26 protein-coding genes and 1 tRNA gene are annotated in these 22,880 nt (G+C 54.1%); 12 read left to right on the forward strand and 15 right to left on the reverse strand.

What is annotated here, in order from left to right; translation table 11 throughout:
• Positions 1-19 precede the first annotated feature (19 nt).
• The 7 genes from C3451_RS04785 (at position 20) to C3451_RS04815 (ending at position 6,706) form a co-directional block, all read left to right on the forward strand.
• Entirely contained in the window at positions 20-205 is a 186-nt protein-coding gene (locus C3451_RS04785; protein ID WP_001196016.1) for a hypothetical protein, read from the forward strand.
• A gap of 67 nt (positions 206-272) precedes the next feature.
• A complete protein-coding gene (locus C3451_RS04790) occupies positions 273-2,369 on the forward strand; it encodes a peptidase domain-containing ABC transporter (RefSeq protein ID WP_045621009.1) in 2,097 nt (698 codons plus the stop codon).
• Positions 2,366-3,115 (forward strand): hypothetical protein, encoded by a 750-nt coding sequence (locus C3451_RS04795; protein WP_045621010.1) that lies wholly within the window; start codon positions 2,366-2,368, stop codon positions 3,113-3,115. Before C3451_RS04790 ends, C3451_RS04795 begins: the two co-directional genes overlap by 4 nt.
• A gap of 6 nt (positions 3,116-3,121) precedes the next feature.
• Entirely contained in the window at positions 3,122-4,372 is a 1,251-nt protein-coding gene (locus tag C3451_RS04800) for an HlyD family efflux transporter periplasmic adaptor subunit (protein WP_023298992.1), read from the forward strand.
• An 89-nt stretch (positions 4,373-4,461) separates the two neighbouring features.
• Positions 4,462-5,241: an MBL fold metallo-hydrolase gene (locus C3451_RS04805; protein WP_032626633.1), complete on the forward strand. Its 780-nt coding sequence runs from the start codon at positions 4,462-4,464 to the stop codon at positions 5,239-5,241.
• A gap of 25 nt (positions 5,242-5,266) precedes the next feature.
• Positions 5,267-6,253, forward strand: a complete 987-nt coding sequence (locus C3451_RS04810; protein WP_045621011.1) for a helix-turn-helix domain-containing protein — start codon at positions 5,267-5,269, stop codon at positions 6,251-6,253.
• Between the two features lie 123 nt (positions 6,254-6,376).
• Positions 6,377-6,706: a hypothetical protein gene (locus C3451_RS04815; RefSeq protein ID WP_045621012.1), complete on the forward strand. Its 330-nt coding sequence runs from the start codon at positions 6,377-6,379 to the stop codon at positions 6,704-6,706.
• On the opposite strand, the gene C3451_RS04820 is transcribed toward C3451_RS04815, so the two are convergent.
• The 5 genes from C3451_RS04820 to C3451_RS04840 form a co-directional block, all read right to left on the reverse strand.
• Complete coding sequence (locus tag C3451_RS04820) at positions 6,684-7,487, reverse strand: DUF4225 domain-containing protein (RefSeq protein WP_022646593.1); 804 nt, start codon at positions 7,485-7,487, stop codon at positions 6,684-6,686. The genes C3451_RS04815 and C3451_RS04820 overlap by 23 nt on opposite strands.
• A gap of 175 nt (positions 7,488-7,662) precedes the next feature.
• A complete protein-coding gene (locus C3451_RS04825) occupies positions 7,663-8,751 on the reverse strand; it encodes an AAA family ATPase (RefSeq protein WP_023305168.1) in 1,089 nt (362 codons plus the stop codon).
• Positions 8,752-8,896: 145 nt separating this feature from the next.
• Positions 8,897-9,856 (reverse strand): DUF523 and DUF1722 domain-containing protein, encoded by a 960-nt coding sequence (locus tag C3451_RS04830; protein ID WP_045621013.1) that lies wholly within the window; start codon positions 9,854-9,856, stop codon positions 8,897-8,899.
• 102 nt (positions 9,857-9,958) lie between these two features.
• Positions 9,959-10,369: a hydroxyisourate hydrolase gene (gene uraH, locus C3451_RS04835; protein WP_017383647.1), complete on the reverse strand. Its 411-nt coding sequence runs from the start codon at positions 10,367-10,369 to the stop codon at positions 9,959-9,961.
• Between the two features lie 99 nt (positions 10,370-10,468).
• The gene (locus C3451_RS04840) at positions 10,469-11,194 is read right to left on the reverse strand and encodes a MerR family transcriptional regulator (RefSeq protein ID WP_022646597.1); all 726 of its coding nucleotides are present in this window, start codon (positions 11,192-11,194) and stop codon (positions 10,469-10,471) included.
• A 117-nt stretch (positions 11,195-11,311) separates the two neighbouring features.
• Between C3451_RS04840 and C3451_RS04845 the strand changes: the two genes are divergently transcribed.
• Positions 11,312-11,836, forward strand: coding sequence for a lipocalin family protein (locus tag C3451_RS04845; RefSeq protein WP_023305169.1), 525 nt, complete (start codon positions 11,312-11,314; stop codon positions 11,834-11,836).
• Position 11,837: 1 nt separating this feature from the next.
• Here the strand turns inward: C3451_RS04845 and C3451_RS04850 are convergent, their stop codons facing one another.
• The 6 genes from C3451_RS04850 to C3451_RS04875 are packed head-to-tail and all read right to left on the reverse strand — an operon-like array spanning position 11,838 to position 17,873.
• Positions 11,838-12,845, reverse strand: coding sequence for a fimbrial protein (locus C3451_RS04850; protein ID WP_045621014.1), 1,008 nt, complete (start codon positions 12,843-12,845; stop codon positions 11,838-11,840).
• Complete coding sequence (locus C3451_RS04855) at positions 12,845-13,363, reverse strand: fimbrial protein (RefSeq protein WP_022646600.1); 519 nt, start codon at positions 13,361-13,363, stop codon at positions 12,845-12,847. The genes C3451_RS04850 and C3451_RS04855 overlap by 1 nt, the downstream gene beginning before the upstream one ends.
• Positions 13,354-15,879, reverse strand: coding sequence for a fimbria/pilus outer membrane usher protein (locus C3451_RS04860; protein ID WP_045621015.1), 2,526 nt, complete (start codon positions 15,877-15,879; stop codon positions 13,354-13,356). The genes C3451_RS04855 and C3451_RS04860 overlap by 10 nt, the downstream gene beginning before the upstream one ends.
• A 23-nt stretch (positions 15,880-15,902) precedes the next feature.
• Positions 15,903-16,580, reverse strand: a complete 678-nt coding sequence (locus C3451_RS04865; protein ID WP_124304242.1) for a fimbria/pilus periplasmic chaperone — start codon at positions 16,578-16,580, stop codon at positions 15,903-15,905.
• A 53-nt stretch (positions 16,581-16,633) separates the two neighbouring features.
• Positions 16,634-17,218 (reverse strand): fimbrial protein, encoded by a 585-nt coding sequence (locus C3451_RS04870; RefSeq protein ID WP_045621016.1) that lies wholly within the window; start codon positions 17,216-17,218, stop codon positions 16,634-16,636.
• Positions 17,219-17,270: 52 nt separating this feature from the next.
• On the reverse strand, positions 17,271-17,873 hold the full coding sequence (locus C3451_RS04875; protein ID WP_045621017.1) for a LuxR C-terminal-related transcriptional regulator: 603 nt from the start codon (positions 17,871-17,873) through the stop codon (positions 17,271-17,273).
• A gap of 834 nt (positions 17,874-18,707) precedes the next feature.
• Here C3451_RS04875 and C3451_RS04880 point away from each other — a divergent pair.
• The 3 genes from C3451_RS04880 (at position 18,708) to C3451_RS04890 (ending at position 21,101) form a co-directional block, all read left to right on the forward strand.
• Positions 18,708-19,496, forward strand: a complete 789-nt coding sequence (locus C3451_RS04880; protein ID WP_045621018.1) for a winged helix-turn-helix domain-containing protein — start codon at positions 18,708-18,710, stop codon at positions 19,494-19,496.
• 1 nt (position 19,497) lies between these two features.
• Positions 19,498-19,977: a hypothetical protein gene (locus C3451_RS04885; RefSeq protein ID WP_017693981.1), complete on the forward strand. Its 480-nt coding sequence runs from the start codon at positions 19,498-19,500 to the stop codon at positions 19,975-19,977.
• 242 nt (positions 19,978-20,219) lie between these two features.
• Entirely contained in the window at positions 20,220-21,101 is an 882-nt protein-coding gene (locus C3451_RS04890) for a helix-turn-helix domain-containing protein (protein ID WP_038415011.1), read from the forward strand.
• A gap of 64 nt (positions 21,102-21,165) precedes the next feature.
• Here C3451_RS04890 and C3451_RS04895 read toward each other — a convergent pair whose 3' ends face one another.
• On the reverse strand, positions 21,166-21,465 hold the full coding sequence (locus C3451_RS04895; protein ID WP_023299004.1) for an XRE family transcriptional regulator: 300 nt from the start codon (positions 21,463-21,465) through the stop codon (positions 21,166-21,168).
• 123 nt (positions 21,466-21,588) lie between these two features.
• Positions 21,589-21,930, reverse strand: a complete 342-nt coding sequence (locus C3451_RS04900) for a SymE family type I addiction module toxin (RefSeq protein WP_045621019.1) — start codon at positions 21,928-21,930, stop codon at positions 21,589-21,591.
• Between the two features lie 127 nt (positions 21,931-22,057).
• Between C3451_RS04900 and C3451_RS04905 the strand changes: the two genes are divergently transcribed.
• Positions 22,058-22,219 carry a YlcI/YnfO family protein gene (locus C3451_RS04905; RefSeq protein WP_072050122.1) on the forward strand — a complete coding sequence of 54 codons (162 nt, stop codon included), beginning with the start codon at positions 22,058-22,060 and terminating at the stop codon, positions 22,217-22,219.
• Between the two features lie 112 nt (positions 22,220-22,331).
• Here the strand turns inward: C3451_RS04905 and C3451_RS04910 are convergent, their stop codons facing one another.
• Together C3451_RS04910 and C3451_RS04915 are read right to left on the reverse strand one after the other, a co-directional pair.
• The gene (locus C3451_RS04910) at positions 22,332-22,538 is read right to left on the reverse strand and encodes a hypothetical protein (protein ID WP_071788007.1); all 207 of its coding nucleotides are present in this window, start codon (positions 22,536-22,538) and stop codon (positions 22,332-22,334) included.
• A 146-nt stretch (positions 22,539-22,684) separates the two neighbouring features.
• Positions 22,685-22,779, reverse strand: a tRNA-Sec gene (locus C3451_RS04915).
• Positions 22,780-22,880: the final 101 nt, after the last annotated feature.

Here is a 22,880-nt window from a genome sequence, read left to right on the forward strand (position 1 = left end):
CGTTTACAGGAAAAGTATCATGCAAGTTATCGATTTCAAAAAAGCACAGGCCATCATCGGTGGTTGGGATCCGTTTGCTGCCGCTATTCAGGGCGCAAGCGCGGGCTATAACGCGGGCAGCCAGATGTTAGGCGCGCTGGGCGGCACCATCGGCGGCGTATTCGGCCTGGTGGGCGGCTTCATCGGCGGTTTCTTCAGCGCCTAAGCGAGAAGCACGTTGTACGCATGGCCCGCATTGCCGGGCCATTTTTTTATTTCAGCCACGGATCATTATGTTTTCGCTCTTTCAGTATAAAAAACAGGGTAAGACCCCTGTTATTCGCCAGCATGAATTTACCGAATGTGGACTGGCCTGCCTGGCGATGGTGTTGGGGCACTATGACCACCATGTCTCCGTCAGCCAGCTGCGCCGGGAGATTTCCGTTTCCGCCGATGCGGGAACCTCAATGGCGGAATTGTTGACCCTTGCCAGCGATAAAAATATGTCTGGCCGGGTGCTTAAAGGCGAAATCACTGAAATAGAAACGTCTGAGCTGCCGCTCATCGCCTTCTGGCGCGGCAACCATTTCGTGGTCATCGTGAAGATCGACAGCCGCAGCGTGACCGTTCACGACCCGGCCAGCGGCGTGCGTAGCTACCGCCTGAAAGAGGCGGAAAAACTGTTTTCCGGCTATGTGCTTGAGCTTAAGCCCACGCCGTGTTTCGAAAAGAAATCCCCGGATGAAAAGCTCACGCTTGGCCGGTTAGCCAATAAATCTCCGAGCCTGTTCCAGCGCCAGCTGCTGCTGTTTGTGCTCTGTATTTTTACTCTCATCACCATGCTGGCGAGCCCCACCTACGTGCAGCTGATTATGGATGAGGCCATTTCCCGCAGCGACAGCGATTTGGTGATCCTGCTCACCGCGATCTTCGCTATCGTCTTTATCTTTGAAGTCATCGGTAAATTCCTCAAGCAGCTGCTTGAGATCCTGATGCGTAATATTGCCTATGACGATTTAAGCCAGTCCGTGCGCCACTACATGCTGCGCACCCAGACCAGCTGGTTCCGCTCGCGCCCGCCGGGCATCGTGCTGGCTATTGAAAAATCGCTCCACGCCTGCGCGGAGTTCATCAGCAATGGTTACGTGCAAATTCTCTTTTCCAGCCTGATCGCCGTCACCAGCCTGCTGTTTATGCTGCTGTATAACGTCAAAATTGCGCTGCTGACGATGCTGCTGATGGGCGTGTTTTTCCTGATCCGCTTTTCGCTGATCGGCCCCTATCAACGCGCGGTGGATGACTCCATCGAGCGTACCGCCCAGTATGAATCTCTGCTGGTAGAGACACAGAAAGGGATCATTACGCTCAAGGCGAACAATATGGAGCAGGCCCGGGATGCGGTGATGGACAAATCCCAGCGCGAACACATCGCCGGGCTGATGCGTAAAGAGCGGCTGCTGGCCCGCTTTGACGTGGCTTCGCTGCTGGTGATCAATGCCGAGCAGCTGCTGGTGGTCTGCTTTGGCGCGTGGCTGATCCTGGAAGGGCAGATGAGTATCGGGATGCTGTACGCCTATATCAGCTATAAGCGCTATTTTTCCGATGCCATGGTGCAGGTGGCGCAGAAGCTGCTGGACAAAAATGCCCTTAAGGGGCCGCTGGATCGCGTGGGCGACCTGCTGTTTGCCCCCTCTGAAACCAGCCAGTTTGGGAAGCGGATTGTCACCTCGCCGGTCTGTCTGCAATTTGAGGATGTCTCATTTGCCTATCCGGGCCGGGAGGCCACGCTACAGCATATCAACATGACCCTGAAGCAGGGCGAAGAGGCGGTGATTGTGGGCCAGAGCGGGTCGGGAAAAACCACGCTGCTGCGTCTGATCTCCGGCATGTTGCTGTCATCGTCTGGCACGCTGCGGATCAATAAGATCCCCATTGAAGAGTGCGATCTTTCCTCGCTACGCCAGCACATCCGCATTGTCCATGCAGACGATATTCTCTTCACCGGCTCGATTCTGGACAACATCGCCTGCTTTGACAGCGCGCCGGATAAAGAGCAGGTCATCGCCGCGTGTCGGCTGGCGGAAGTGGACCACGTCGTCGCCCGTCTGCCGCACGGTTACGAAACGGAGATGCTGCCGGGGAACACCTTTTTCTCGGCCGGGGAGATGCAGCGTCTGGTCCTGGCGCGCGCCCTGTACAGCCAGCCTAAGCTACTGCTCTGCGACGAAGTGACGGCGAACCTGGATAAGACCACCGCGCAAAAGGTGCTGGCGAACCTGCGTAGCCTGGGGATTGGCCTGGTATTTGTTACCCACTCGCCGGACGTGGTGGGCTGTCAGGGGCGTCTCTATACCATGGAAAACGGCACCCTGCGGGAGAGTGAGCAATGATGTTTCTGCCGCGTCTCTATGCCCGACTCTGCGCGCGCCAGGCCGGACGCACCTTAATGGCAAACCGGATTGCGCAAAACTACAGCCAGTTTATGCCCTGCCCGGAGGCCGATGTGCCGGCTGATTTTCTGCATCAGAATGCCCATGAGCTGAGCGGGTTTAACTTCGTGGAACAGATTTTCCCGCCCGCGCTGTGGGCGCGCAACGTTCGCTTCGATCTGCATGCGTACGTGGCGCAGTGGACGCAGGATCAGGGGTTTTACAGTTCGCCTCGCACCCTGCTTCTGGGCATGCGCTGGGCGGGCTTTGGCCTGATTATGGATGCGCTGCTCGCCACCGCGCCAGATGATGTGCGCTTTCAGTTTATTACCCGTCACCCTGCGCTGCACAAGCTGATGGCCGCACACGATGGACGGCGCGCCGGCTCGTTTTTCGCCCCTCAGCGCCTGGTGACGGTGCTGCTGATGGATGAACGCCTGCCGGATGCGCCACTGTTCCCAATTCAGGCAGGCGATCGCAAGGCGTGGTTAACGGACGTCTCCACGCGGTTTTTATCGCGTTATGGCTACAGCGTCCGAACGCTGCTGCCGGTCTGTTCGCTGCACGCGGCAGAGTTTGGGCTGGAGAGCCAGGCGTATGCGCCAGAGGATTACCGTCTGGCCGCCGCCGACACGCTGAACGCGCTGCGCAAAACCCCCACGCTCTGGAGTGGATGGGACGATCTTTCAGTGATTTATCATGGATGACATATCGTGAAATTAAAAAACCGAAGCCGACAGCGTCGGGCGCTAATCCCGCACCACTTCTCAAAAAGCTATCAAATCAACGCGCCGCGGCTGAAAACCGTGCTGACGCTGTTCATCGCCTTTTTTCTCTGCCTGCTGGTCTTTGCGATTGCTTTCAACTTTTCGGAAACCACGCTGGCACGCGGGGTGCTGATCCCGGCGCAGGGCGATGTGGAGGTGCGCGCCAGAGAGTCCGGAACCCTTGTTGATTTTGCCGTCCGGCCCGGCCAGTACGTGAAGGAAAACGATCCGCTGTTCACCGTGTCGCAGGACTATGGCGGCAAGCAGGGCTCGGTGGTGCAGTTTGACCGCCAGCAGATGGAAGCGGAGAAAAAGCGCAGCGAGCAGCGCATCCAGGCCATTGAGGACTCGATTGCGTCGTATCGCAAAAATCTGGCACAGCAGCTGGCTCTCACTGACAAGCAGATCGCCGTTTCCCGCGATAAGGTGAAGAAGCTGCGCGCGCTGTTAAAAAACAGCACCGACACCTACGAGGCGTGGAAATCCGTCTCCGGGAAGGGCTATGTCTCCAAAGTGGATCTCGATAAAAGCCATAACGATGTGCTCAACGCCCAGCTCAACCTGACGCTGGAGGAGAGCACTATTCTTGAGCTTGAGGCGCGCAAAACCAGCCTGACCGACAGCACCCAGTCGCAAATTGACTCGCTGAGCGAAGAGCAGCTGTACGTGAAAAACCGCATCAGCGAAATTGATCGCAACCTGTCCAGCCGGGGGAGTTCCACCATGGCGATGCTGGCCCCTTCAGATGGCTACGTGGTGGCGATTAACTTCCCGCCAGGCCGGGCCATTACGCAAAACAGCGAGGTGGTGGTGGTGATCCGTAAAAATACCGCGGCGACGATGGAGGGGTACCTGTATGTTCCGGCAACGGGGGTGGGGCGCGTGGCGAAAGGCGATAAGGTCAAGCTGCGCTTCGACTCCTGGCCCGTGGACAAATACGGTTCCGTGGAGGCGACGCTGTCCGATTTCTATGAGGTAAACATTGATGCCCATTCGGCGCTGATCCCGCTCCAGGAAGGGCAGAACTACTACCTGGCTAAAGTGCGCGTCCCCTCCTGGTTTACCGACCCGGACAAGAAAAAGCGCATGCTGATGGGCGGGATGACGGTGAACGCCGATATCGTTATCGATCGTAAGCCGCTTATCAATCTGCTGATTGCGCCGCTGGAAAGGGTGCGCAAGCGGTTTATCGATTGACCCGATTTCATCGATCATCGCCCTTTAGCCCACATTCTTAACGGCACCCTGGGGCTATTCTCCTTCTCATACCAACCGGAGGATAGCCCATGAACATTACGCAAATTCGCAACGCCACCCAGCTGATCACTTACGCAGGAAAACGCTTTTTAATCGACCCAATGCTGGCGCCAAAAGGCGCTTATCCGGGTTTTCCCGGCACCGCGCGGGCCGATATTCGCAACCCGATGGTCGAGCTTCCCGTTGACGTTCAAACGCTGCTGGACACCGATGCGGTGATCGTCACCCATACCCATGACGATCACTGGGATCAGTATGCCGTTGAGCTGATCGCCAAACACAAGCCGATCTACGTGCAAAATGATAGCGATGCCGCGCTGCTGCGCGGACAGGGCTTTCACAACCTGACGGTCATGACCGACGAAACGACGTTCGGCGATATCCGGATTGCGAAAACTTATGGCGGCCAGCACGGCACTGACCGCGCTTATGCCGTGCCGGAGCTGGCAGAGCGTCTGGGTGAAGCCTGCGGCGTGGTCTTCCGTCATCCCGATGAGAAGACGCTTTATATCGCAGGGGATACCATCTGGCGCGACGCGGTTGCGGCCGATCTACAAAAGCATCAACCGGACGTTGTCGTGCTCAACGCTGGTTACGCCCACGTCATCGGGTTTGGGCCAATTATCATGGGGGAAGAAGATCTGCTTAACGTGCATTTCCTGCTGCCGCAGGCGAAAATCGTGGCGACCCATATGGAAGCTATCAACCACTGCCTGCTGACCCGCCGCGCGCTGCGCGAGTATGTTGACGCCAACGAGATAAGTGACGCGGTGAGCATTCCTCAGGACGGCGAAACCGTTATATTCTGAGTGTTAAAGGGGAAAGGAGAGACAGATGCCGCTTGTTAACGTTGCTATTGTCGCGGTGGACGGGTTTAGCCCGTTCCACTACTCCGTCCCCTGCATTCTGTTTGGCGATACGGTATCCGGGGAAAAGCGCTTTAACGTCACGATCTGCGCTGAAAAACCGGGATTCCTGACCTCGAAAGACGGTTTTGCCCTGCATGCGACGCAGGATTTTTCCGCGATCGCATCGGCTGAAATTGTGGTTGTACCCTACTGGCAGCACGTACTGGAGCGCCCGCCTCAGACGCTGCTCGACAGCCTGGTTAAGGCCAGAGACAACGGGGCGGAAATTGTTGGGCTGTGTCTGGGATCGTTTGTGCTGGGCTATGCCGGCATACTCAGCGGCAAACGGGCCGCCACCCATTGGGAGTTTGAACACCAGTTTCAGACGCTGTTTCCGGACGTTCGACTGGACATCAACGCGCTCTACGTGGACGACGGCAATGTGATCACCTCGGCAGGTACCGCCGCCGCGCTCGACTGCTGTTTGTATATCATCCGCCAGCGCTTTGGCAGCGTCGTCGCCAATCAGATTGCCCGCCGGATGATCGTCCCGCCGCACCGCGAGGGCGGGCAGGCGCAGTTTATTGCGCAGCCTGTGCCGAAAGATACCCGCGACGGGCGGATTAACTGTCTCATAGACTACCTTCAGCAGCACATTTCCGAGCCGCATAACCTGGATTCGCTGGCGGACGTGGTGTCGATGAGCCGACGCACGCTGACCCGCCATTTTATCAAGGCGACGGGCATGAGCGTTGCCGACTGGCTTACCGCCGAGCGACTGCGGCGCAGCCAGATCCTGCTGGAGTCCGGCAGTCTGCCAATCGAAAGCGTCGCTGAGCAGGTGGGGTTTTTATCAGCGGTGACGTATCGGCAGCAGTTTAAGGCGCGCTTTGGCGTCAGTCCGGCGGAGTGGCGTAAGACGTTTCGCGTTAAGCCGTTTGCAGCGAAAAATAATGCTGGCGAGATGGAATAAAAAGACGTGGGCGACTTCTTTGCCTTTAAAGCGGGCGGTAATGGGTATGCATCAGACGGGTTACAAGCACTTCTCTTCCGGTTAAGATAATCCACGTTACTTTCCAGAAGAAAAGGTAGTGGCATGAACAATATTGAAACGCAGTTACTTGAATCAGGTTTCACCGTAAAGGAATTAGCGTATCTGAACCGGAACATTAGCCGTTATGGTTCATCCCTGCTCGAGGTGGTGCTTGAGTTGGGCAAGCGTTTCATCATGGTACTGTGTATTACTGCGGCTGTGGCTCTGATTTTCCTGGCGCTTCTTTTTTTCGCTGAACATTACAATATTGTTTCCGGCGGTATTTCTCTTTTCATCGTATTGATTATTGCCTGGTTTTTTCAACCCCCAATCATTGCTTACAAAGCCTGGCGCTTCAGAAAGAAATACATTAGTTCTGGCCAGACGCATTAGAAATTAAATCAAACGAGACTTTTGCAGAGACACCCCAGCCGACAATTTTCATAGTGAGCGCTGCGCGATTCATTCCGTCGACTTTGCGGTAGAAATCCAGCGGGAGATAACGAAACAGACGCCATGATTCGGGTTTCCGGATGGCGCCAAATACCGTATAGACGCTTGCTGCCAGGCTTACGCTATTGAATACCCCAAGTGCTGATTCACGTTTAAATCCCATAAACTGAGCGATATCCATGACGCCATCTGCCAGCATACCTTCGGAGTTTGGTTGATGTTGAAGCGTTCTGTTAATTTCTTTTGAAATGGCATTTGCACCATCCATAACCAGAATCGCTCCTGCAAGCGCACCCACTGGATTCATTGTCATCATTGCACCAACACCTGCAACAATCTGTAACCCTGAAAGCACAACCTTAATCGATGAGATAACGTAACCGACGACTTTGTTATTTTCTTTAACCAGTTCAATCTGAGCAAAAAGCTGAGCAGTACGGGAGCGAAGCATTCTGCTTTGCTCAAGAAGACTTTCGTTCTCAGCCCGGATGTTTTTCAGGCATTCCATGCACTCTTCATCACTTCTGGCTGCCCGGGTAGCACTAAATTGTTGCATCACAAACTGCCGAATATCATCCATAAATTTAATCCGTGCGAGTCCGTCGCTGAGATGTTGCCCTCCGACAATATTCGCAGTATTGATGAGCTTGCGGGCTTCAAGATTTATCATTGTTTCAGCCCATGCGCGGGCGTTCTGACCAGGGAAAAGTACAATATCCATTTTAATTTTCTCATCTGATAACCAACGTTTACAGATTATCCTGGCATCAGAAACTGGCAACAATAAATTTGATAATCTGTCGCGAGCGCAGAATTCGCCGAAGGTATATACCGACGGAAATCATCTTCGTCGTTGATGGCGACCTTGAAAGTGGTGACTGCATAAAAGAAATGCATTACCCCAGCCGCTCCATCCGCGTCTCCCCCTCCATCATCGACAGCTGATACAGCGAAAACGATCGGTGCTTCTCAATCAACTGCGCCAGCTCCGGCGAGTGGCTGGTGAGCCAGATCTGCGAGTAGCGGCTGGCCTCGGCAATGAGGCTTGCCAGAGCGGGCAGCATCTGCGGATGCAGGCTGTTTTCCGGTTCGTTGAGGGCGATGAATGCGGGAGGGCGCGGGCTTAACAGCGCCACCGCCAGGCACAGAAAACGCAGCGTCCCGTCGGAGAACTCTGCCGGTTCCAGCGGCCTGCTCAGCCCCTCGCGCTGCATCATCATGCGGAAGCGCCCGCCGGTGTTGTCGCTGTAAAACACGCAGCCGGGGAAGGCCTGGTCGAGAATGCGCATCAGCAGCAGCTCGTCGCCAATTTCGACAATGGTCTGAAACGCGGCGGCCAGGTTCGCGCCGTCGCTGGCCAGCACCGGGGAACGAAAACCCACCTGCGGCGCACGGATCGCCGAGCCGGATGAGACGGAAAACTCATGATAAAAGCGCCAGTTACGCAGGGACTCGCGCATCTGCGATACTTCGGGGTAGAGGTGCGGTTCACCGAGCTGCCCGAACACCGACTCGTTCTCATACAGCGTACCGCTGTGGGTCACTTTTTCGTGATGCACGTTGTTCAGGAAAACCGCCTGGTTCTTACGCTTCATCAGCTGTGACGACGGACGACGGTGCTGGCCGCTCAGCCAGATAGCTTCCTCTTTGATCACCGGATCGAGCTGAAACTGTGAGGGATAGGGCAGCTTTTCCACGAACCCGACCTGAAGCTCATATTCATAGGTTTCCGTTTCCACCGCCAGGTTCATGCGCCGCAGCTGATCGCTGCGGGTTTTGCCCGCCCAGAACACTTTCAAAATCCCCCCCTCGTTTGCCAGCGCCTGGGAGAATTGCCCCTGCGCCGCGCTGTGCATCAGGTAAATCGCTTTATAAATATTGGATTTTCCGGTGCCGTTGGGGCCGAACACGATGTTGAGCTGTTCCAGCTCAAGCGACATATCGCGAATTGAGCGGTAGTTCTGAATATGCAGATTTTTGATCATCGGGGTACTCCGCTGTGCATGCTTAACCTGTACAGAATTACAGTATTTTACGCTGAGCGCAAAAAAAAGACGACAGTGAGGGTGTCGTCTAAACGGGGTACAGCTTTGGGCCTCTGTGGGTCAATGGGCCTTCGCTTCTTTCTTATCAGGTAACGGCCAGACGCAGACCCAAATCATCAGGATAGGGATCAAAGTAGTTTTGCGTCATCAGATACCGGTCAGGGTATTCAGCCAGATAATGCTTAAGCAGCGTCAGCGGCGCGAGGATCGGCAGCAGTCCGTCCCGGTAATGCAGGATCACATCACGCAGTTCTCCGCGCTGGCGGCTGTTCAGCTGGTTACGGAAATAGCCCTGAATGTGCATCAGCACGTTAGTATGATTCTTCCGCGAAGCGGGTTTTTTCAGGATATTCATCAGTTTGTCGCGATAGGCCACGAAAAACGCGTCCAGATCGTCCCACTCATGCAGTGATGCCACAAACGGACCAATTTCACGGTAGCCTGCCTGATAGTGCGCCAGAAGCTGAAGCTTATAGCGGCTGTGAAAGTCCAGCAGGGCACGGCGCGTCAGGCCATTTTTACGCATTACGTTCAGTTCATGGAGAGCAAAAACGCGCTCAACAAAGTTTTCCCGCAGTACCGGATCGTGCAGGCGACCGTCTTCTTCGACGGGCAGCCAGGGGAAAGTTTCAAGGAGGGCGGCGGTGAACAGCCCGACACCCTCCTTGCGGCCCCGGTTGCCGTTTTCGTCGTACAGCCGCACGCGCTCCATGCCGCAGCTAGGGGATTTTGCACAGACGATAAACCCTGACAGATCGCCGATTTTCGGCAGATAATCTGCCGTAAATGCGGCCATCTTCTGCGTGACGTCATCGTGCGGCGCTTTGCTGAATCGCATTTCTGTCTCGCCGCCAGTGGTCATCACCAGGCGCAGCGCCGGACGGGGCGTGGGCAGGCCGATAGCCATTTCAGGGCATACCGGGCGGAAAGCGACCCACTGCGCCAGCTCATCCATCACAAAGCCCATACGCTTATGTCCGCCGTCAAAGCGAACGGCGGAACCGGTCAAACATCCGCTAATACCCAGCACAGGTTTTGTTGTCATGATGTGCACCTCCCGATCTCATATCTAAAAGTTACACAACAATTCGTATTTGTCCAAGTATTGACGGGGTTATTTTCTAATCTTCTTTAAAATCAAGAGCAATCAGCTGCCCTTGTAGGTTGAGTAACCGTACTGGCTGAGCAGAAGCGGGATGTGCAGTTTTTCATTGGTGCGGGTGACGGTGAACAGCACCGGCACTTCCGGGAAGAAGGAGTCCAGCTTTTTGCCGTGGAAGTAATCTGCGGTTTTGAAGGTCACTTTATACACGCCTGGCGCCATATCCTGATCCTGCGGATAGAGCGATTTGATGCGCCCGTCGTGGTCGGTTTTACCGCTGGCAATCGGGGTCCACTTGTCCTGCTCCTGCTTTTCCAGCGTGACGGCCACATCCGCTGGCGGCATACCGGTTTGCTGGTCCAGAACGTGGACGCTCAGTGTGCCTGCCGGGGCGCTGAATGCGGCAGGGGCGAAAGCCATTGTAGCTAGCATCATCAGAGGGAGTGTCTTTTTCATCGTGTTTTCCTGTTGAGTTGTAGGTGACAGGAAAACGTTAGCACTCGCTGCGCGAAAAAATATTCAACTTTTCGTGAAGTTTGCCACAGCAGAAAATAATCAGAGGATAATTACCTCAAGGGAAACCTGCTGCTGCCACTGCGCAACCTGCTTTTTTCGCGCGGCGGTAAGTTTACCGCTGGTAACCAGCAGCCATTTGCGATCCGGAAAAATTTCCGGGGCCAGCGCGGCAGGGGGAACCGGCAGTATGTCGATGCGGTGGCCCTGGCCGGTGCGCGTCAGGGCTTCAAGCCAGATCTCACACGGGTCGTTCAGATGCCAGCCGCTGATGAGGATGTTATCGCCCGGCGCTTTTTTATCGCCCTCAAGGCAAAACGAGGTGTAGGCGATGAGGATGCCGTCGAGGATCTCACGCAGCGTCATGGCGGCGGCGACGTTGGCCGATATCTGGCTGCGCAACGGACGCAGCACGTTAGTGACCAGCTCTGGCCTTGGGTATTCGCGTCCGGCGTCGTAAATCATCTGACGCAGGGATTCAATTTTCCCCTCCTGCAACTTTTGCAGCATGGCCTGTTGCAGGGTTTGCCAGTTATTGGCGCGGCGCGGCACAGGACGTTCCAGCAGTGATTTTACCTGGCCGATGGGTACGCCTTTTTTAACCCAGTCGAGGATTTTCAGCGCCTGCTGAACGTCCTCATCGCTGTACAGGCGGTGACCGCCGTCCGTACGCTCGGGTTTGAGTAATCCATAGCGTCGCTGCCACGCCCGCAGCGTGGTGGCGGTGATGCCGCTGAGTCTGGCGAATTCGCCGATGGAGTAAGCCATGTCTGCATCCGAAGAGAAGGAGTAGTCTCAATATACTACGAATATTCCCCGACGGGATGAAGCGCCGCACGGGTGCGCTACACTTAACGTCCAACCGCGTAAATGAAAGGAGTTCTCATGAGGCTATGGCCTGTCGTTACCGGTGTCGCCATTGCGCTGACGCTGGTTGCCTGTAAATCTCCCACGCCGCCGAAAGGCGTGCAGCCCATTACCGGCTTTGATGCCAGCCGCTATCTCGGCAAATGGTATGAAGTCGCCCGACTGGAAAATCGCTTCGAGCGCGGTCTGGAACAGGTGACCGCGACGTACGGCAAGCGCAGCGATGGCGGTATCAGCGTACTGAATCGTGGCTATGATCCGGTGAAGAACAAGTGGAATGAGAGCGAAGGAAAGGCGTACTTTACCGGCGAACCGACTACGGCTGCGCTGAAGGTATCGTTCTTCGGCCCGTTCTACGGCGGCTATAACGTGATCAAGCTGGACGATAAGTACCAGTACGCGCTGGTCAGCGGCCCGAACCGCGACTACCTGTGGATTTTATCGCGCACCCCGACCATTCCGGATGCGGTAAAACAGGACTACCTGAATACCGCACGCGATCTGGGCTTCCGGGTCGATCAGCTGGTGTGGGTTAAACACTGACCTACTGATACGAAAACGTAATGCTCGCCAGGGCGTTAGCCGAGCCGGGGACCAGCTCTCCGGTTCGGATGTACTGCGCCTGGAACGGCAGCGACAGCGTTTGTGCTGCGCTGGTGGTCTGGATGAAAAACTGTCCCGTCGTGCCTGCGGCCGAGCTGTCTGTCCCCATCATCAGCGGCCCGGTACCGTTATAGAAAAACTGCACGCCAATGCCGGAGGCCGTGGAGTCCCCGGTCAGCGTCACGACCGACGAGGTATTTGACGGCGTGGTCTGATCGGTCATTACTGCGTTAACCGCCACGTTCTCATCGCAGGTCAGGCTGACGTTAAACGCCTCCGATGGCGAGGTACTGCCTACGCTGGGTAGCGTGTGAACATCAATGGTGCCCAGGTCGACGTTGGCGCTTTTCGTGCCTACCGTGCAGCCGCTTGCCGTCACCGTGATGGTGGTCGGGTTGATGATCACCTGTGCGGTTTTCACTTCGTTGTTATAGGCCGTCAGGATCGCCGCATTAATGGTGGGGGTCTGGTATACGCCGGATTTCAGCGGAACGCCGGTCTTGATAAACGTCACTTTTGCCGACCAGCCCAGTGTGGAGGCGTAACCGTTAGTCCCGTCGGCCGGATAACTCTGCGTAATGCCCGTCTGCATCGGGACATAGGTGGTGCCGTTATAATCTTTAAGCCCAAGAATGAAGCCGATGCCGGGCACGCCCGTTTCAAATACCATGTAATTTGCACCATCAAGAATAACCGTGATGCCGGTGGCCGTTACGCTGCTGCTCGGCTCCAGCGTCCCTTTGGAGCAGGTAAATACCAGGCCGCACCAGAACACTTCCGAGACGCTCGCAGTGGCGCTCCATTCAGAGCCGATCGTATTTCCGGGCACGATGGAATCTGCCGGGCCGGACCATGACATGGGTGTTGGCGAAAGGGTGATATCCGATGTCCAGGAGAGGGCAAGCGCCTGAGAGGTCATGAAAAACAGGCCTAAAAACAGTAAACGCATTATTGATACTCCGTCGTCCAGGTCGCCACTGCCGAAACGTCTCCGGCATTGACCGGCGCACCCGTGGCGGCCAGTCGCGCATAGAAGGTCATTTTTACGCTGTCATCCCCCGCCGCGCCGTAAGCAGTGGTTTGGGTGTCCAGCGGGATAAGTACGCTGTCTTTATCCAGAATCTGCACCGCCACGCCGGTCGCGCCGCCGTCAGCGACTTTCAGAAGCTGCGGGTTTTCGTCATCCGGCGTACCGCTGAAGCGGATTTTCACGCCAGCAAAGGTAGGGCCGCACGCTTCAAGGGTGAGCGTGAAGGGCGTTTTGATATTGCTGACTGCCCCCGCCTCGCTAAATTGCTTTACGCCGAGGGTGCCCAGCGGCACGTTTTGCTCCTTCGAATCTTCCGAGACAATACAGGTATTGCCGATCACGTTGCCGGTCACGGAAACCAGCACGTCATAGCCGTGTACGGGGACGGTGATGAACATCAGCAGGATCAGGGGGAGAAACCGGACGGTTACTGACATATGACCTCCTGGGAATACAGCCCGGTGCGGGCCTGATAATTTTTCGGGTTCAACGCATAGCGGATCGTGCAGCGCTGGGCGCTGTCGCGCCCCCATACGGCATGCAATGTTCCCTCCGCTGACAGGCCGGTCAGATACACGCTGCCGCCATCGCCGACGATACCGCTGGCGTTGTCATCCTCTGACGAGACCAGCGTGCCGAAGGGGAGCACGTCTTTAGCGTGACGCACGATAAACATCGCTTTTGCCCCCTGACGCGTGGTGAGGGTGGCGCGAACCAGTGCCCCGTCGGTGGGGATTTTATTGGCGATGGCGTTCTCAAGTTCCACGTCATTGCCCACGGTGGTGACATCCAGCGCAACCTGATTAACGCGATACGGCGTGGCGTACGGGATCACCGCATAGCCCCGGCTGTCGGTTTTGATGCCCTTGTGGTTGAGCACGGCGACATGGCTGGCGCCCGGGGCTTTCACCAGGATATTGGTGTTCCCGAGTGGCTGGCTCAGCGTCAGGCCATCCTCATGCAGCACCGCACCGCCGCTCATCCCGTAGCTGAGGTTGCGGGAGTTACCGGCGTAGCTGTAGCCCAGGTTATAGTCTCCCCACGCGCCCTCGTATTGCAGCGCGGCATCGCCGCCGTAGTGCTGCTGTGCGCTGTAGCGCTGGTTGACGCTATAGAAAAGATTCTCCTGTCCCGGCAGATAACCACTGACACCGGTACTGGCGGTGGTGCCAGCGGGATCCGCATGGGTAGCGGTAAAACGGAGACGGGTCGACAGCGCCGGGTTACCCAGCGGCACCGACAGGGACAACGCAAGGATATTGTCTTTCTTGTTGTCGTACAGGCTAGAGCTACGCTGGGCGCTGATGCCAAGCGACAGATTACGAAACGTTGCGTTCCACGCGAACTGCAAACTTTGCGTGGTTTTTGACGTATTCCAGTAGGTTTGTTGATCCCAGGACAGAGACAGCGCGCCGTATTCGCCCATCGGCTGCGACAACAGCAGCTGATTTTTTGCTTTACGCGACATATGCAGGTTGTAAACCGTGTCGTAGTGAGTGGTGACGGTGCCATCGTCTTCCACGGTCTGTTCTGGCGCTCCGCCCGCCATGCCTTTGTAAGTGGTATCGCTGAGGGTATAAAACCCTGCCGTTGAGTAACGCAGCGAGAAGAAATTGACCCGCGTACCGATATCGTTCAGCAGCTTGCTGTACCGCAGGCGTACCGAATCCCCGGTGTAGTGCTGATTATCAGCCAGCTGGCTGCGGGCATGGGTGAGGTCGAGGGAGTAGGCGCCAAAGCGGCCGAGATTCTGCCCGATACCGAAGGCCAGGCCGTTGTAGCGATCGGAAAACTGCGCCCCGCCATAAAACGTGAGGCCGTATCGCCAGCCCAGGAACAGCTCGCCCTGCGCGAAGGAGGGCGAGATCTGATTGCCCGCAGGGCGGTATTTCCCGGCCCCCAGAGCATATTTGACCTGACCGTTACGCACCAGATTCGGCACGCTGGCAAAGGGCAGGGTGTATTGCGTCTGGCTGCCGTCGCTCTCCTGAATGGTGACCGCGAGATCGCCGCCGGAAGAGGTCGGATAGAGATCTTTCAGCACAAACGCCCCCGGCGGAACCGAGGTTTGATAGATAACGTTACCGTTCTGGCGAACCGTCACCGTGGCATTGCTGCGCGCAATGCCGCGCACTTCAGGCGCGTAACCGCTCAGGCTGGCGGGCAACATATTGTCATCGGTCTTCAGGGCAATCCCACGCAGGCCAACGGCGTCAAACACCTGCGATGAGGTGAACGTTTCACCGGCATAAACCTGGGCACGCAGGGCGCGGATATCCCGCTGTAGCCAGGTCTGGACGTGGGTGAGCTCGTTACTCTCTTTGGTCCACGTGGTGAAATCACGCAGCCGCCATGCGCCCAGGTTGGCGCCGCTGTTCAGGCTCACAAACAGCTGTTGTTCCCGCGTGCGCGTCTCGCCCCGGTAGTCATTATTCGCGCCATTGACCACATAGTTCAGCCACGCGGCAGGGATGCCGGATTCCCAGCTCTCCGGGCTGACGTACCCGCGCGGCAGAGCGCGCATCGCGCTTTGCGGTACGGTGAAGTTGAGGGTAAGCGTCCTCTGGTCAAAATCAAACCGGGTATCGGCGAACGACCGGGTTAAAAAAATGCAGCGCTGCGCAGGCGACAGCTCACCCCCTTTCGCCTGACGGCTGTCGATGCCAAGTGCGGCGAATTGCGCAGGTGTAAGGCACGGCAGGGCTTCACCGGCGGTGTTTTCAGCGACGCGAAACGTGACGTTACCTGTGAACGCGAACTGGGTGTTGATATACACGTTAAGATTGTACTCGCCCGGCGGCAACGCGCTCCCGGCGTTGACCCAGGCGAGGTCGGCGCTGTTTGCCTGTTCGCCGTTAAGAAACGCAGGATTAAAGTGCAGCTCGCTTTCGGCAGCCACGGCTTGCCGAATCACCAGGGCGATCGCCGTGGCGCACAGGATTTTAATTTTCATGTGGTCACGCCTTACTGTTTTTATTATTGGGACAATGACGTGCGGGTAACGGGCGTCCAGGCCCCATAATCGTTAATCGTCTGGTAGCTCATGCTGCTCGCATGGCTGAAGGTGTCTGCCAGCGTCACGCTGGTTTTCGGCGGCACCATGACGGGCGACACCGGCCTGCCATCAATTTTCAGGTTAATGGTGGTGAGGTAATACGGCGTTGGGTTGGTCAGCGTGACCTTGCCCGCGCGGTAGGCGCCTGCAAGGTTTTTCCATGCCTCTCCTGCGCCTTCCCAAAGCGACTCAGGGCGATAAAAGACCTTGATGCGGTTGGCAGAGGCGAATTGCAGCGAATTGCCGGAACCGTTTTTAACCTGCTGTGGGATAGCTTTGACCGTCATCCAGTACAGCGTTTCGCGATCGGCTGGCAGTGCGTTGCCGCTGAACATGATTTTCACCGCGCTTTCGCTGGCGGGCTTCATGACGTACAGCGGCGGCGTGATGACGAAGTCGTTGGTACGGCTCCCTTTCTCGTCTTCCATCCATGACTGGATCAGGAACGTGGCATCAGGGTGGGTATTTCTTACCTGCATCATCGTCTGCGTCGTCGCGCCTGCGTAGACCAGCCGCGTTGCACCCAACCCCACGCCGCCTGCATACACGGCGGATGAACATAACGTGCCAGCCAGACAAATCCATGTGTTTACGCGCATTGTGCGTCTCCTGAAAGCTGAGTCAGACCCGGCCAGCAGACCGGGCCTGAAGATTACGAATAGGTCACGGTGTAGGTTGCGACCGCGCTGGCATCACCCGCCGTGGCGTTGCCCAGTGGGGAGTAATATTTCGCGCTGAAGTTCAGGGTGTTCGCCCCCGCACGCAGGGGGATCGCTGCTGCCGGCTCACCCAGCCTGACGACGTTGCCCTGTTCATCATAAAGACGGATAGCGACATGCTGCGCCGAGCCCGCGCCGCCGTTTACTCCCGCAGCCAGGCTATTCACATCGGTACTGTCCGGCGTACCGGTGAAGGTGATAGCCACGGTCGTTGCGGCAATGGGGTTATCTTCCGTGGACGCGGAGGTATCGGCGATTTCGCAATCCTCCAGCGTGATGGAGAAGGCTTTTGCGGTACTGGCTTCACTGCCTGCGGCAGCCAGCGTGGCGGTACGCACTTCACCCATGTCGACGTCGATATTCGCGCTACCGGCGCTGATGGCACAGGCGGAGGTCACCACTTTACCGCTAAAGTTAACCGTGCCGCCGCTGGTGGTGGTGGCCAGTGCTGAGCCCGCTGGCAGCAGGGCGGCAATGCTTAATGCCAGCAGAGATTGGCAAGTAAGGCGTGCTTTCATTTCATGGTTCCTTGGTTTTTTTATTACGAGATTTGCTCTGAAAGCGGCAGGTCTAACTGGTTAAAAAGACCAGCAAATCTGTCTTATTCCTGAGCCCGAGTTTTCTTATCGCTGAGCTTTTTAAAGCGCTCACGCGGCGATAAGAAAGTTTCTCCAGTTCTGCGATGTAACGTATATCCAGTCCGTTCCTGAGTTCCTTTAATACCCTCCTTTCTCCAGGCGTCAGCGATAACGCCGCTGGCTGCTTTTGGGGCCGATAATGGCTATCGACCATTTTTGCTAGCTTTATCCGCCACTGATAAACCGTGTTCTGTAGCGAGATATAGGCATCAATATCTTCCCTGGCCCATAACAGGGAATGGGCAGAGGTTGAGTACAGGCAGATAATCACCTCTGGATGCGTGGCTTTGATTTTTTTTAAATATTTCAGTGAGCCATACCCTGTATGGTATTTCTCTGCGCCGGATATAAATAAGATATCGATACGAATCGACGACAGCGCCTTATCCAGTTCCTGATAACCTCCTTCGATGATAATGATGTGAAGGTCTTCGCGGATGCTGCGTAATAACGTTTTAATGCCGTTTCTTGCATAATGATCGCCGCCCATCAATGCAACAGTAATATGCTGTGTTATTTGGTTATTGTTCGTCATGTTATTCCTCGATTTATAATAGTAATCAGGCGAATTATTTATAAGAGTATCGCCAGTATTCTCGAAGCAATGACGTATTGCATAGTGTAGGCCTACTATACGTCGGCCAATAAAGAGGTAATCTGAATTAATCTAAAATTGTATTAATTACTAAGATCGAGACCGGTTACGACGCTTCCCTCTGATTGGTCTTATTCCGCTTCGCTTTCTGTAAATTATGATAGCCGCTATTTTTAATGAAAATTTAGCTTTGATAAATGTTTTGTAAGGAGTTTGTCGTCTGGTGTCAGTGCGGGTGTGAAGTTGCTGACGGGGAATAACAATTTACGAATGTTATCATCGATAAAAACTGATAGAGAGGTGGGTGAAAAGCATACAAAAACCATGTAACTTATTGATATTTGTAAGGTTGAGAAAACTTAAGGCTTAAGAGTACTGAATATTTCAGACACGCATGTCCGTGGCGTACAATGTTTTTTTATGTAGATATTTGTCAATGTCAAGAGGCGAGGAGTGCGCCAAAAGGAGAGGCTTTGATAAATGAGATGCTGTCGATAGTCAGATACTTCTGTGGAGCGGAAATTCCCTTCACAAAACATCATAATGAGGATGGTCGCGGATGAAGCGGCTCTGCAAGCCCCATTCTACAAGGGTTGAGTTCTTATGCAGGTTCAGTGAAGCTTAAGGGATGAAATATAAATTAAGATTTTTCGCCAATGGCGAAGATATACAGCATGCCGTTAATCAGTCACATTAATCCCGACGCGAATGTCATCACATACATGCGGTGACTCAGGTTCAACATCTGTTAACCGGAGAATTCATACTGCCCCTATGCATAAGCATTACATTATAAATAATATCGTCGAATTTCATCCTGCGGCCAGCACGTTACGTGATATCAACAATCCTGACCGTGTGGTTGTGTTAAATTCGCCAGCAGGCCGATGCCTGTTGTTATTAATCGACAGAGCGGGGTCGATTGTCACTCAGCAAGAGTTCCTTGATATTGTCTGGCAAAGCCGCGGCATGCTTGTCTCCTCCAATACCTATTACCAGAACATCTCCATTCTGCGCAAAGGGCTCAAAAAGATTGGTTTTGAAACTGACCCTATCGTTACCATTCCCCGTATTGGGCTGACGCTGGCAAGCGACACGCAAATAACCGTCAGAGAGCCTTCGCCTGTCACGCCTCAACCCGCAGAGGGAGAATGTGTGGAGGCGCCAGCGATCGAGGAGGTATCAACATCTTCCGCGCCAGCAGCGCCCGTTGCCAGGAAGCCCACACGCTGGCTGGCTGTCGTCATGGGGCTATTGGTCATCCTGGCCGGGGCAGGCGTGACGGGATATATGAACGCCAGGGAAAACCGTTTTGTTGAGGATTACCGTTTTGCGGCATCCGTCGGGGCCTGTCGCGTTTATCTTGCGAACGACATTCAGACCCACGCTGAACGCGCTTCCGCGCTGACCTATGTAGAACAATTCAAGGCTGAATGCGCGCAATATCCCTGGGTTTACATCAGCTGGTACGCTCTGCTTCCTCGTGCGTCGGTTATTCGCTGCGACCGGCCAATGAAAGAACCGAACCGCTGTATATCTGATTATTTCCTGAAGGATAGCTAGCATGACTCGTTTTCGGCAGATGCTGTATATCATCGTGACGGGCCTCGTCACGGCAGGCGTGCTGACGGGCTATTACCTGTGGCACCGAACTTACGTTCAGCCTTTTTCATGCCAGGCTAATCTGGTACAGCACCATCCGGATGAGACGCTGACGGTCTGGCTGAATTACACCTTCGACGGGAAATTCGGCACCCTGAGCATGAATGGCCGGGCGAAGAGCGATCCGGGTAAAACCATCGACAGGAAAATTTCCTTTCGGGTGGAGAGACAGGATCATCTCTATTTGCTGACGTCAGAAAAAAATATGACGTTCCCGGACGATAATGTCGACGACAGCTGGCTGGAAAAATATGAACCGCAGTTTTTTGTCTATCCGGGCAAGAGTATTTATATGCGGATCAATGAACAACATAATGGTAACTATATCTTTACCTTAGGAACATTACCGACATATGTGTGTCGTGGTTCAAAAAAAGAATGATATAAACGAGAAAAACATTATATTTTCCTCCCGTCTCATTTATGCTTGATTTAAAATATCAGGATTATCTTAGAAATATAAAGTGCGACAGATCATGTTGCGATAATGTAATTAATTTTAAATTTGGCAAGTAAATGGAAAGTGTATTTGACTCCTCCGATGGGGGGAAATCAGTACCGGAAAAGTGTCTGCATATTGGGTTGATATTATGGCCCCGTTATTCACTCCTGGCCGTCTCCGGGTTGCTGGAGGCGCTGCGTTATGCAGCGAAAGCTCAGGATAAATTAGCATTTAAAATCAGCCTGATAAGTGAATTCCCTGATATCCCGATTATCAGCAATGCGGGGATTATCATGAGGCCGGATTCTCCCCATGGGCCGCCGGACAGTTTTAACTACCTTGCTGTTATCGGCGGTGAATTGCAGTATCTGGACTTAGGGTATCAGGGGGATAAAGCGTATCTGGCACATGCCCACCATGCCGGGGTTCCGCTCATTGGCATTGGCACCGGCAGTTTTGTCCTCGCACAGGAAGGATTGCTGAATGAACGACGAGCGTCCATCCATCCTTTCCACCTTGATGCATTTCGGCAGGCTTTCCCGCTGGTTTATGCTGAGCAAGGGTATGATTTCATCGACGATGGTGATGTGCTGACCTGCCCGGGCGGTATTTCCACCCTGACGCTGGCAACTGAGCTTATCCGCGCCCATGCCGGGGATGATATCGCCAGCACCACCTGTCAGCGTTTGTCGCTCGTTCCGCATGAAATTGCCACCCCACGTCCGGCGAATCTTGCGCTTATCCCTGACTCGCGGTTGCGCCGCGCCGTCATGCTGATAGAACAGTTCCTGACCCGGCCGCTCACCACCGCCGGGCTTGCGCGAGAAGTGGCATTGAGTGAACGCCAGCTCAACCGTCTGTTCCACGCAGAATTCGGCAAAACGGCCCGCGAATTTATCCGCAGCGCCAGACTGCGCTATGCTTGCTGGCTGCTGAAGAACTCGCAGCAAAGCGTGACGGATATTGCGCAGCGGATGGGATTCAGCGACTGCGCGCACTTTATTCGTCATTTTCAGACGGAGTATGGTTGTACGCCTGGGGTGTGGCGCACGTCGCAGAATTAATTTTCTGAGGTGGATGTAAAATGCGGCTTATATAGTTGCGCCATCAACTACAGATACAATCGCGCTAGAGATGAAACGCAACCTGCTTGCCAGTGGGTAGTTCCACGTTAATGCTAAGTTTTCCGCCCATCGCTTCGATGTAACGCTTAAGCGTAGCAATCTTCAGATCGTTTCCACGCTGCTCCAGCTGTGTTACCGCAGGTTGACTTACGCCCATAAGATCGGCGACATGTTTTTGCGAGAGCTGGAGCTCTTCACGCAGAAGTTGCAGACCGGTTTCGAGGAACATTTCCTCTGCCATCTCCTGAATGCGCTGTTGGCTTTCCGGTGAGCGTGACGCAATCACTTCATTTAAGGTTTTCACTTGGCTGCCTCGCTGGCAGTTGTTCGATAAAACCGAACAACTGCATTTTCGACCCGTCCACCCTTATCAGAAATGCTTCATAAGGATAATGTCTGTAAGCTCGTAGTATGCCAGAAACAGCCGCTAAGCCAGGTGGTTTGTATTTGATTTTGCGAGGCGCTTTCCAGCATGTGGAATTTGGATCGCTGCAAGCGCGTCCTCTATCTCAATAAGCTTTGCTTTCGTCCGTTTATAATCGTCCTGCAAACGCTGCTCCTGCTCGTTATACGCCACCAGAACGATGCATCCTTTCATGACCTTTACTGTGACCTGCTGTCCGGTATCAAAACCTGCGGCGCGTAGCCATTTGCCGGAAAGGATGATTTTCGGCGTGGATTTGTCGAAAACATTCGGGCGGTATCCCACAATTACCGAACGCTCGGTTCCGGATTGGTCGGCGTCTGAGGTAGAATGCGAATCAGCCATAATCAACTCCTTGATAGTTGATGAGGTTAGACGCCCTTTAGTGCTCCAACACTGCTGGGCGTTGCAGAATTCCGAATCCATGTGGTAGGTACCACATGCAGATAAATTAACCGAAGTGGTACCTACCATGCAAGAGAAAAAGAAACCAAATTTTGACCGAGCTAAGAGCACGATGAAGAATATTCGGTTCGAGGATGAGCTTTTGGAGCAGATTGAGAAGGCTGCGGGGAAAGGGAACTTTAGTAAGTGGGTCAAAGAGGCTTGTAGGCTTAGGCTTTTGAGTAAGTAGCAATCAAAACTTTTTTGATAGCGGTAAGGGATAATTAAATGATAAGTTAGAAATGCATAGTCCGAACTTATCATTTGTAAACATTATGAAATAAAACTTTATTAATTTATTTTTAACCGAATCTGCTTTTAAATTTTTGCGAACTAACTTTTCGTTGCATTTTACCATTGCAATTAGGACACAAATGTTGTTTCTCTCCATCTATTTTCCATGTGTAGTATTTTCTCTTGAAATAAGTATGGCAGATATCACATTGTCTTGGTTTTAATATGGCAACAAGTATTGCTATTAAAATTACAGCACCTACAATCCATTCCATAACAGCTTCCCTTGAATATTATTTCAAAATAAAGGAAAGGATAACACTCAATACTAAAATCAATAAGTGATCATGTTCACATAAGGGAACTGCAAGGTGGGACGATTTAATGTTGGACGTGTTTTTATTAAAAAAGTGGACATTTTTGGCGGAAGATCACAGGAGTCGAACCTGCCCGGGAACGCTGGCGTCCCCAACTGGATTTGAAGTCCAGCCACCTCACCGGAGATGACGATCTTCCGCGCCTCGATTGCTACATGGAGGCGGGGCGCATTATAGCTACTTTCAGGCATTTACCACATACCCCACACCACTTTTTTCACCTCTCTTTTGACCTGAATC

Source organism: Enterobacter sp. 301B (assembly GCF_003850715.1).
GTDB classification, from domain to species: domain Bacteria; phylum Pseudomonadota; class Gammaproteobacteria; order Enterobacterales; family Enterobacteriaceae; genus Enterobacter; species Enterobacter intestinihominis.

Bases quoted from the DNA above. Each gene is read 5' to 3' on its own strand.
- C3451_RS04885 (WP_017693981.1), top strand. From the start codon at position 19,498: ATGACTCGTTTTCGGCAGATGCTGTATATCATCGTGACGGGCCTCGTC.
- C3451_RS04785 (WP_001196016.1), top strand. From the start codon at position 20: ATGCAAGTTATCGATTTCAAAAAAGCACAGGCCATCATCGGTGGTTGG.
- C3451_RS04900 (WP_045621019.1), bottom strand. From the start codon at position 21,930: ATGGCTGATTCGCATTCTACCTCAGACGCCGACCAATCCGGAACCGAG.
- C3451_RS04880 (WP_045621018.1), top strand. From the start codon at position 18,708: ATGCATAAGCATTACATTATAAATAATATCGTCGAATTTCATCCTGCG.
- C3451_RS04805 (WP_032626633.1), top strand. From the start codon at position 4,462: ATGAACATTACGCAAATTCGCAACGCCACCCAGCTGATCACTTACGCA.
- C3451_RS04905 (WP_072050122.1), top strand. From the start codon at position 22,058: ATGCAAGAGAAAAAGAAACCAAATTTTGACCGAGCTAAGAGCACGATG.
- C3451_RS04850 (WP_045621014.1), bottom strand. From the start codon at position 12,845: ATGCGTTTACTGTTTTTAGGCCTGTTTTTCATGACCTCTCAGGCGCTT.
- C3451_RS04830 (WP_045621013.1), bottom strand. From the start codon at position 9,856: ATGACAACAAAACCTGTGCTGGGTATTAGCGGATGTTTGACCGGTTCC.
- C3451_RS04815 (WP_045621012.1), top strand. From the start codon at position 6,377: ATGAACAATATTGAAACGCAGTTACTTGAATCAGGTTTCACCGTAAAG.
- C3451_RS04855 (WP_022646600.1), bottom strand. From the start codon at position 13,363: ATGTCAGTAACCGTCCGGTTTCTCCCCCTGATCCTGCTGATGTTCATC.
- C3451_RS04795 (WP_045621010.1), top strand. From the start codon at position 2,366: ATGATGTTTCTGCCGCGTCTCTATGCCCGACTCTGCGCGCGCCAGGCC.
- C3451_RS04860 (WP_045621015.1), bottom strand. From the start codon at position 15,879: ATGAAAATTAAAATCCTGTGCGCCACGGCGATCGCCCTGGTGATTCGG.
- uraH (WP_017383647.1), bottom strand. From the start codon at position 10,369: ATGAAAAAGACACTCCCTCTGATGATGCTAGCTACAATGGCTTTCGCC.
- C3451_RS04870 (WP_045621016.1), bottom strand. From the start codon at position 17,218: ATGAAAGCACGCCTTACTTGCCAATCTCTGCTGGCATTAAGCATTGCC.
- C3451_RS04910 (WP_071788007.1), bottom strand. From the start codon at position 22,538: ATGGAATGGATTGTAGGTGCTGTAATTTTAATAGCAATACTTGTTGCC.
- C3451_RS04875 (WP_045621017.1), bottom strand. From the start codon at position 17,873: ATGACGAACAATAACCAAATAACACAGCATATTACTGTTGCATTGATG.
- C3451_RS04810 (WP_045621011.1), top strand. From the start codon at position 5,267: ATGCCGCTTGTTAACGTTGCTATTGTCGCGGTGGACGGGTTTAGCCCG.
- C3451_RS04790 (WP_045621009.1), top strand. From the start codon at position 273: ATGTTTTCGCTCTTTCAGTATAAAAAACAGGGTAAGACCCCTGTTATT.
- C3451_RS04820 (WP_022646593.1), bottom strand. From the start codon at position 7,487: ATGGATATTGTACTTTTCCCTGGTCAGAACGCCCGCGCATGGGCTGAA.
- C3451_RS04845 (WP_023305169.1), top strand. From the start codon at position 11,312: ATGAGGCTATGGCCTGTCGTTACCGGTGTCGCCATTGCGCTGACGCTG.
- C3451_RS04840 (WP_022646597.1), bottom strand. From the start codon at position 11,194: ATGGCTTACTCCATCGGCGAATTCGCCAGACTCAGCGGCATCACCGCC.
- C3451_RS04865 (WP_124304242.1), bottom strand. From the start codon at position 16,580: ATGCGCGTAAACACATGGATTTGTCTGGCTGGCACGTTATGTTCATCC.
- C3451_RS04825 (WP_023305168.1), bottom strand. From the start codon at position 8,751: ATGATCAAAAATCTGCATATTCAGAACTACCGCTCAATTCGCGATATG.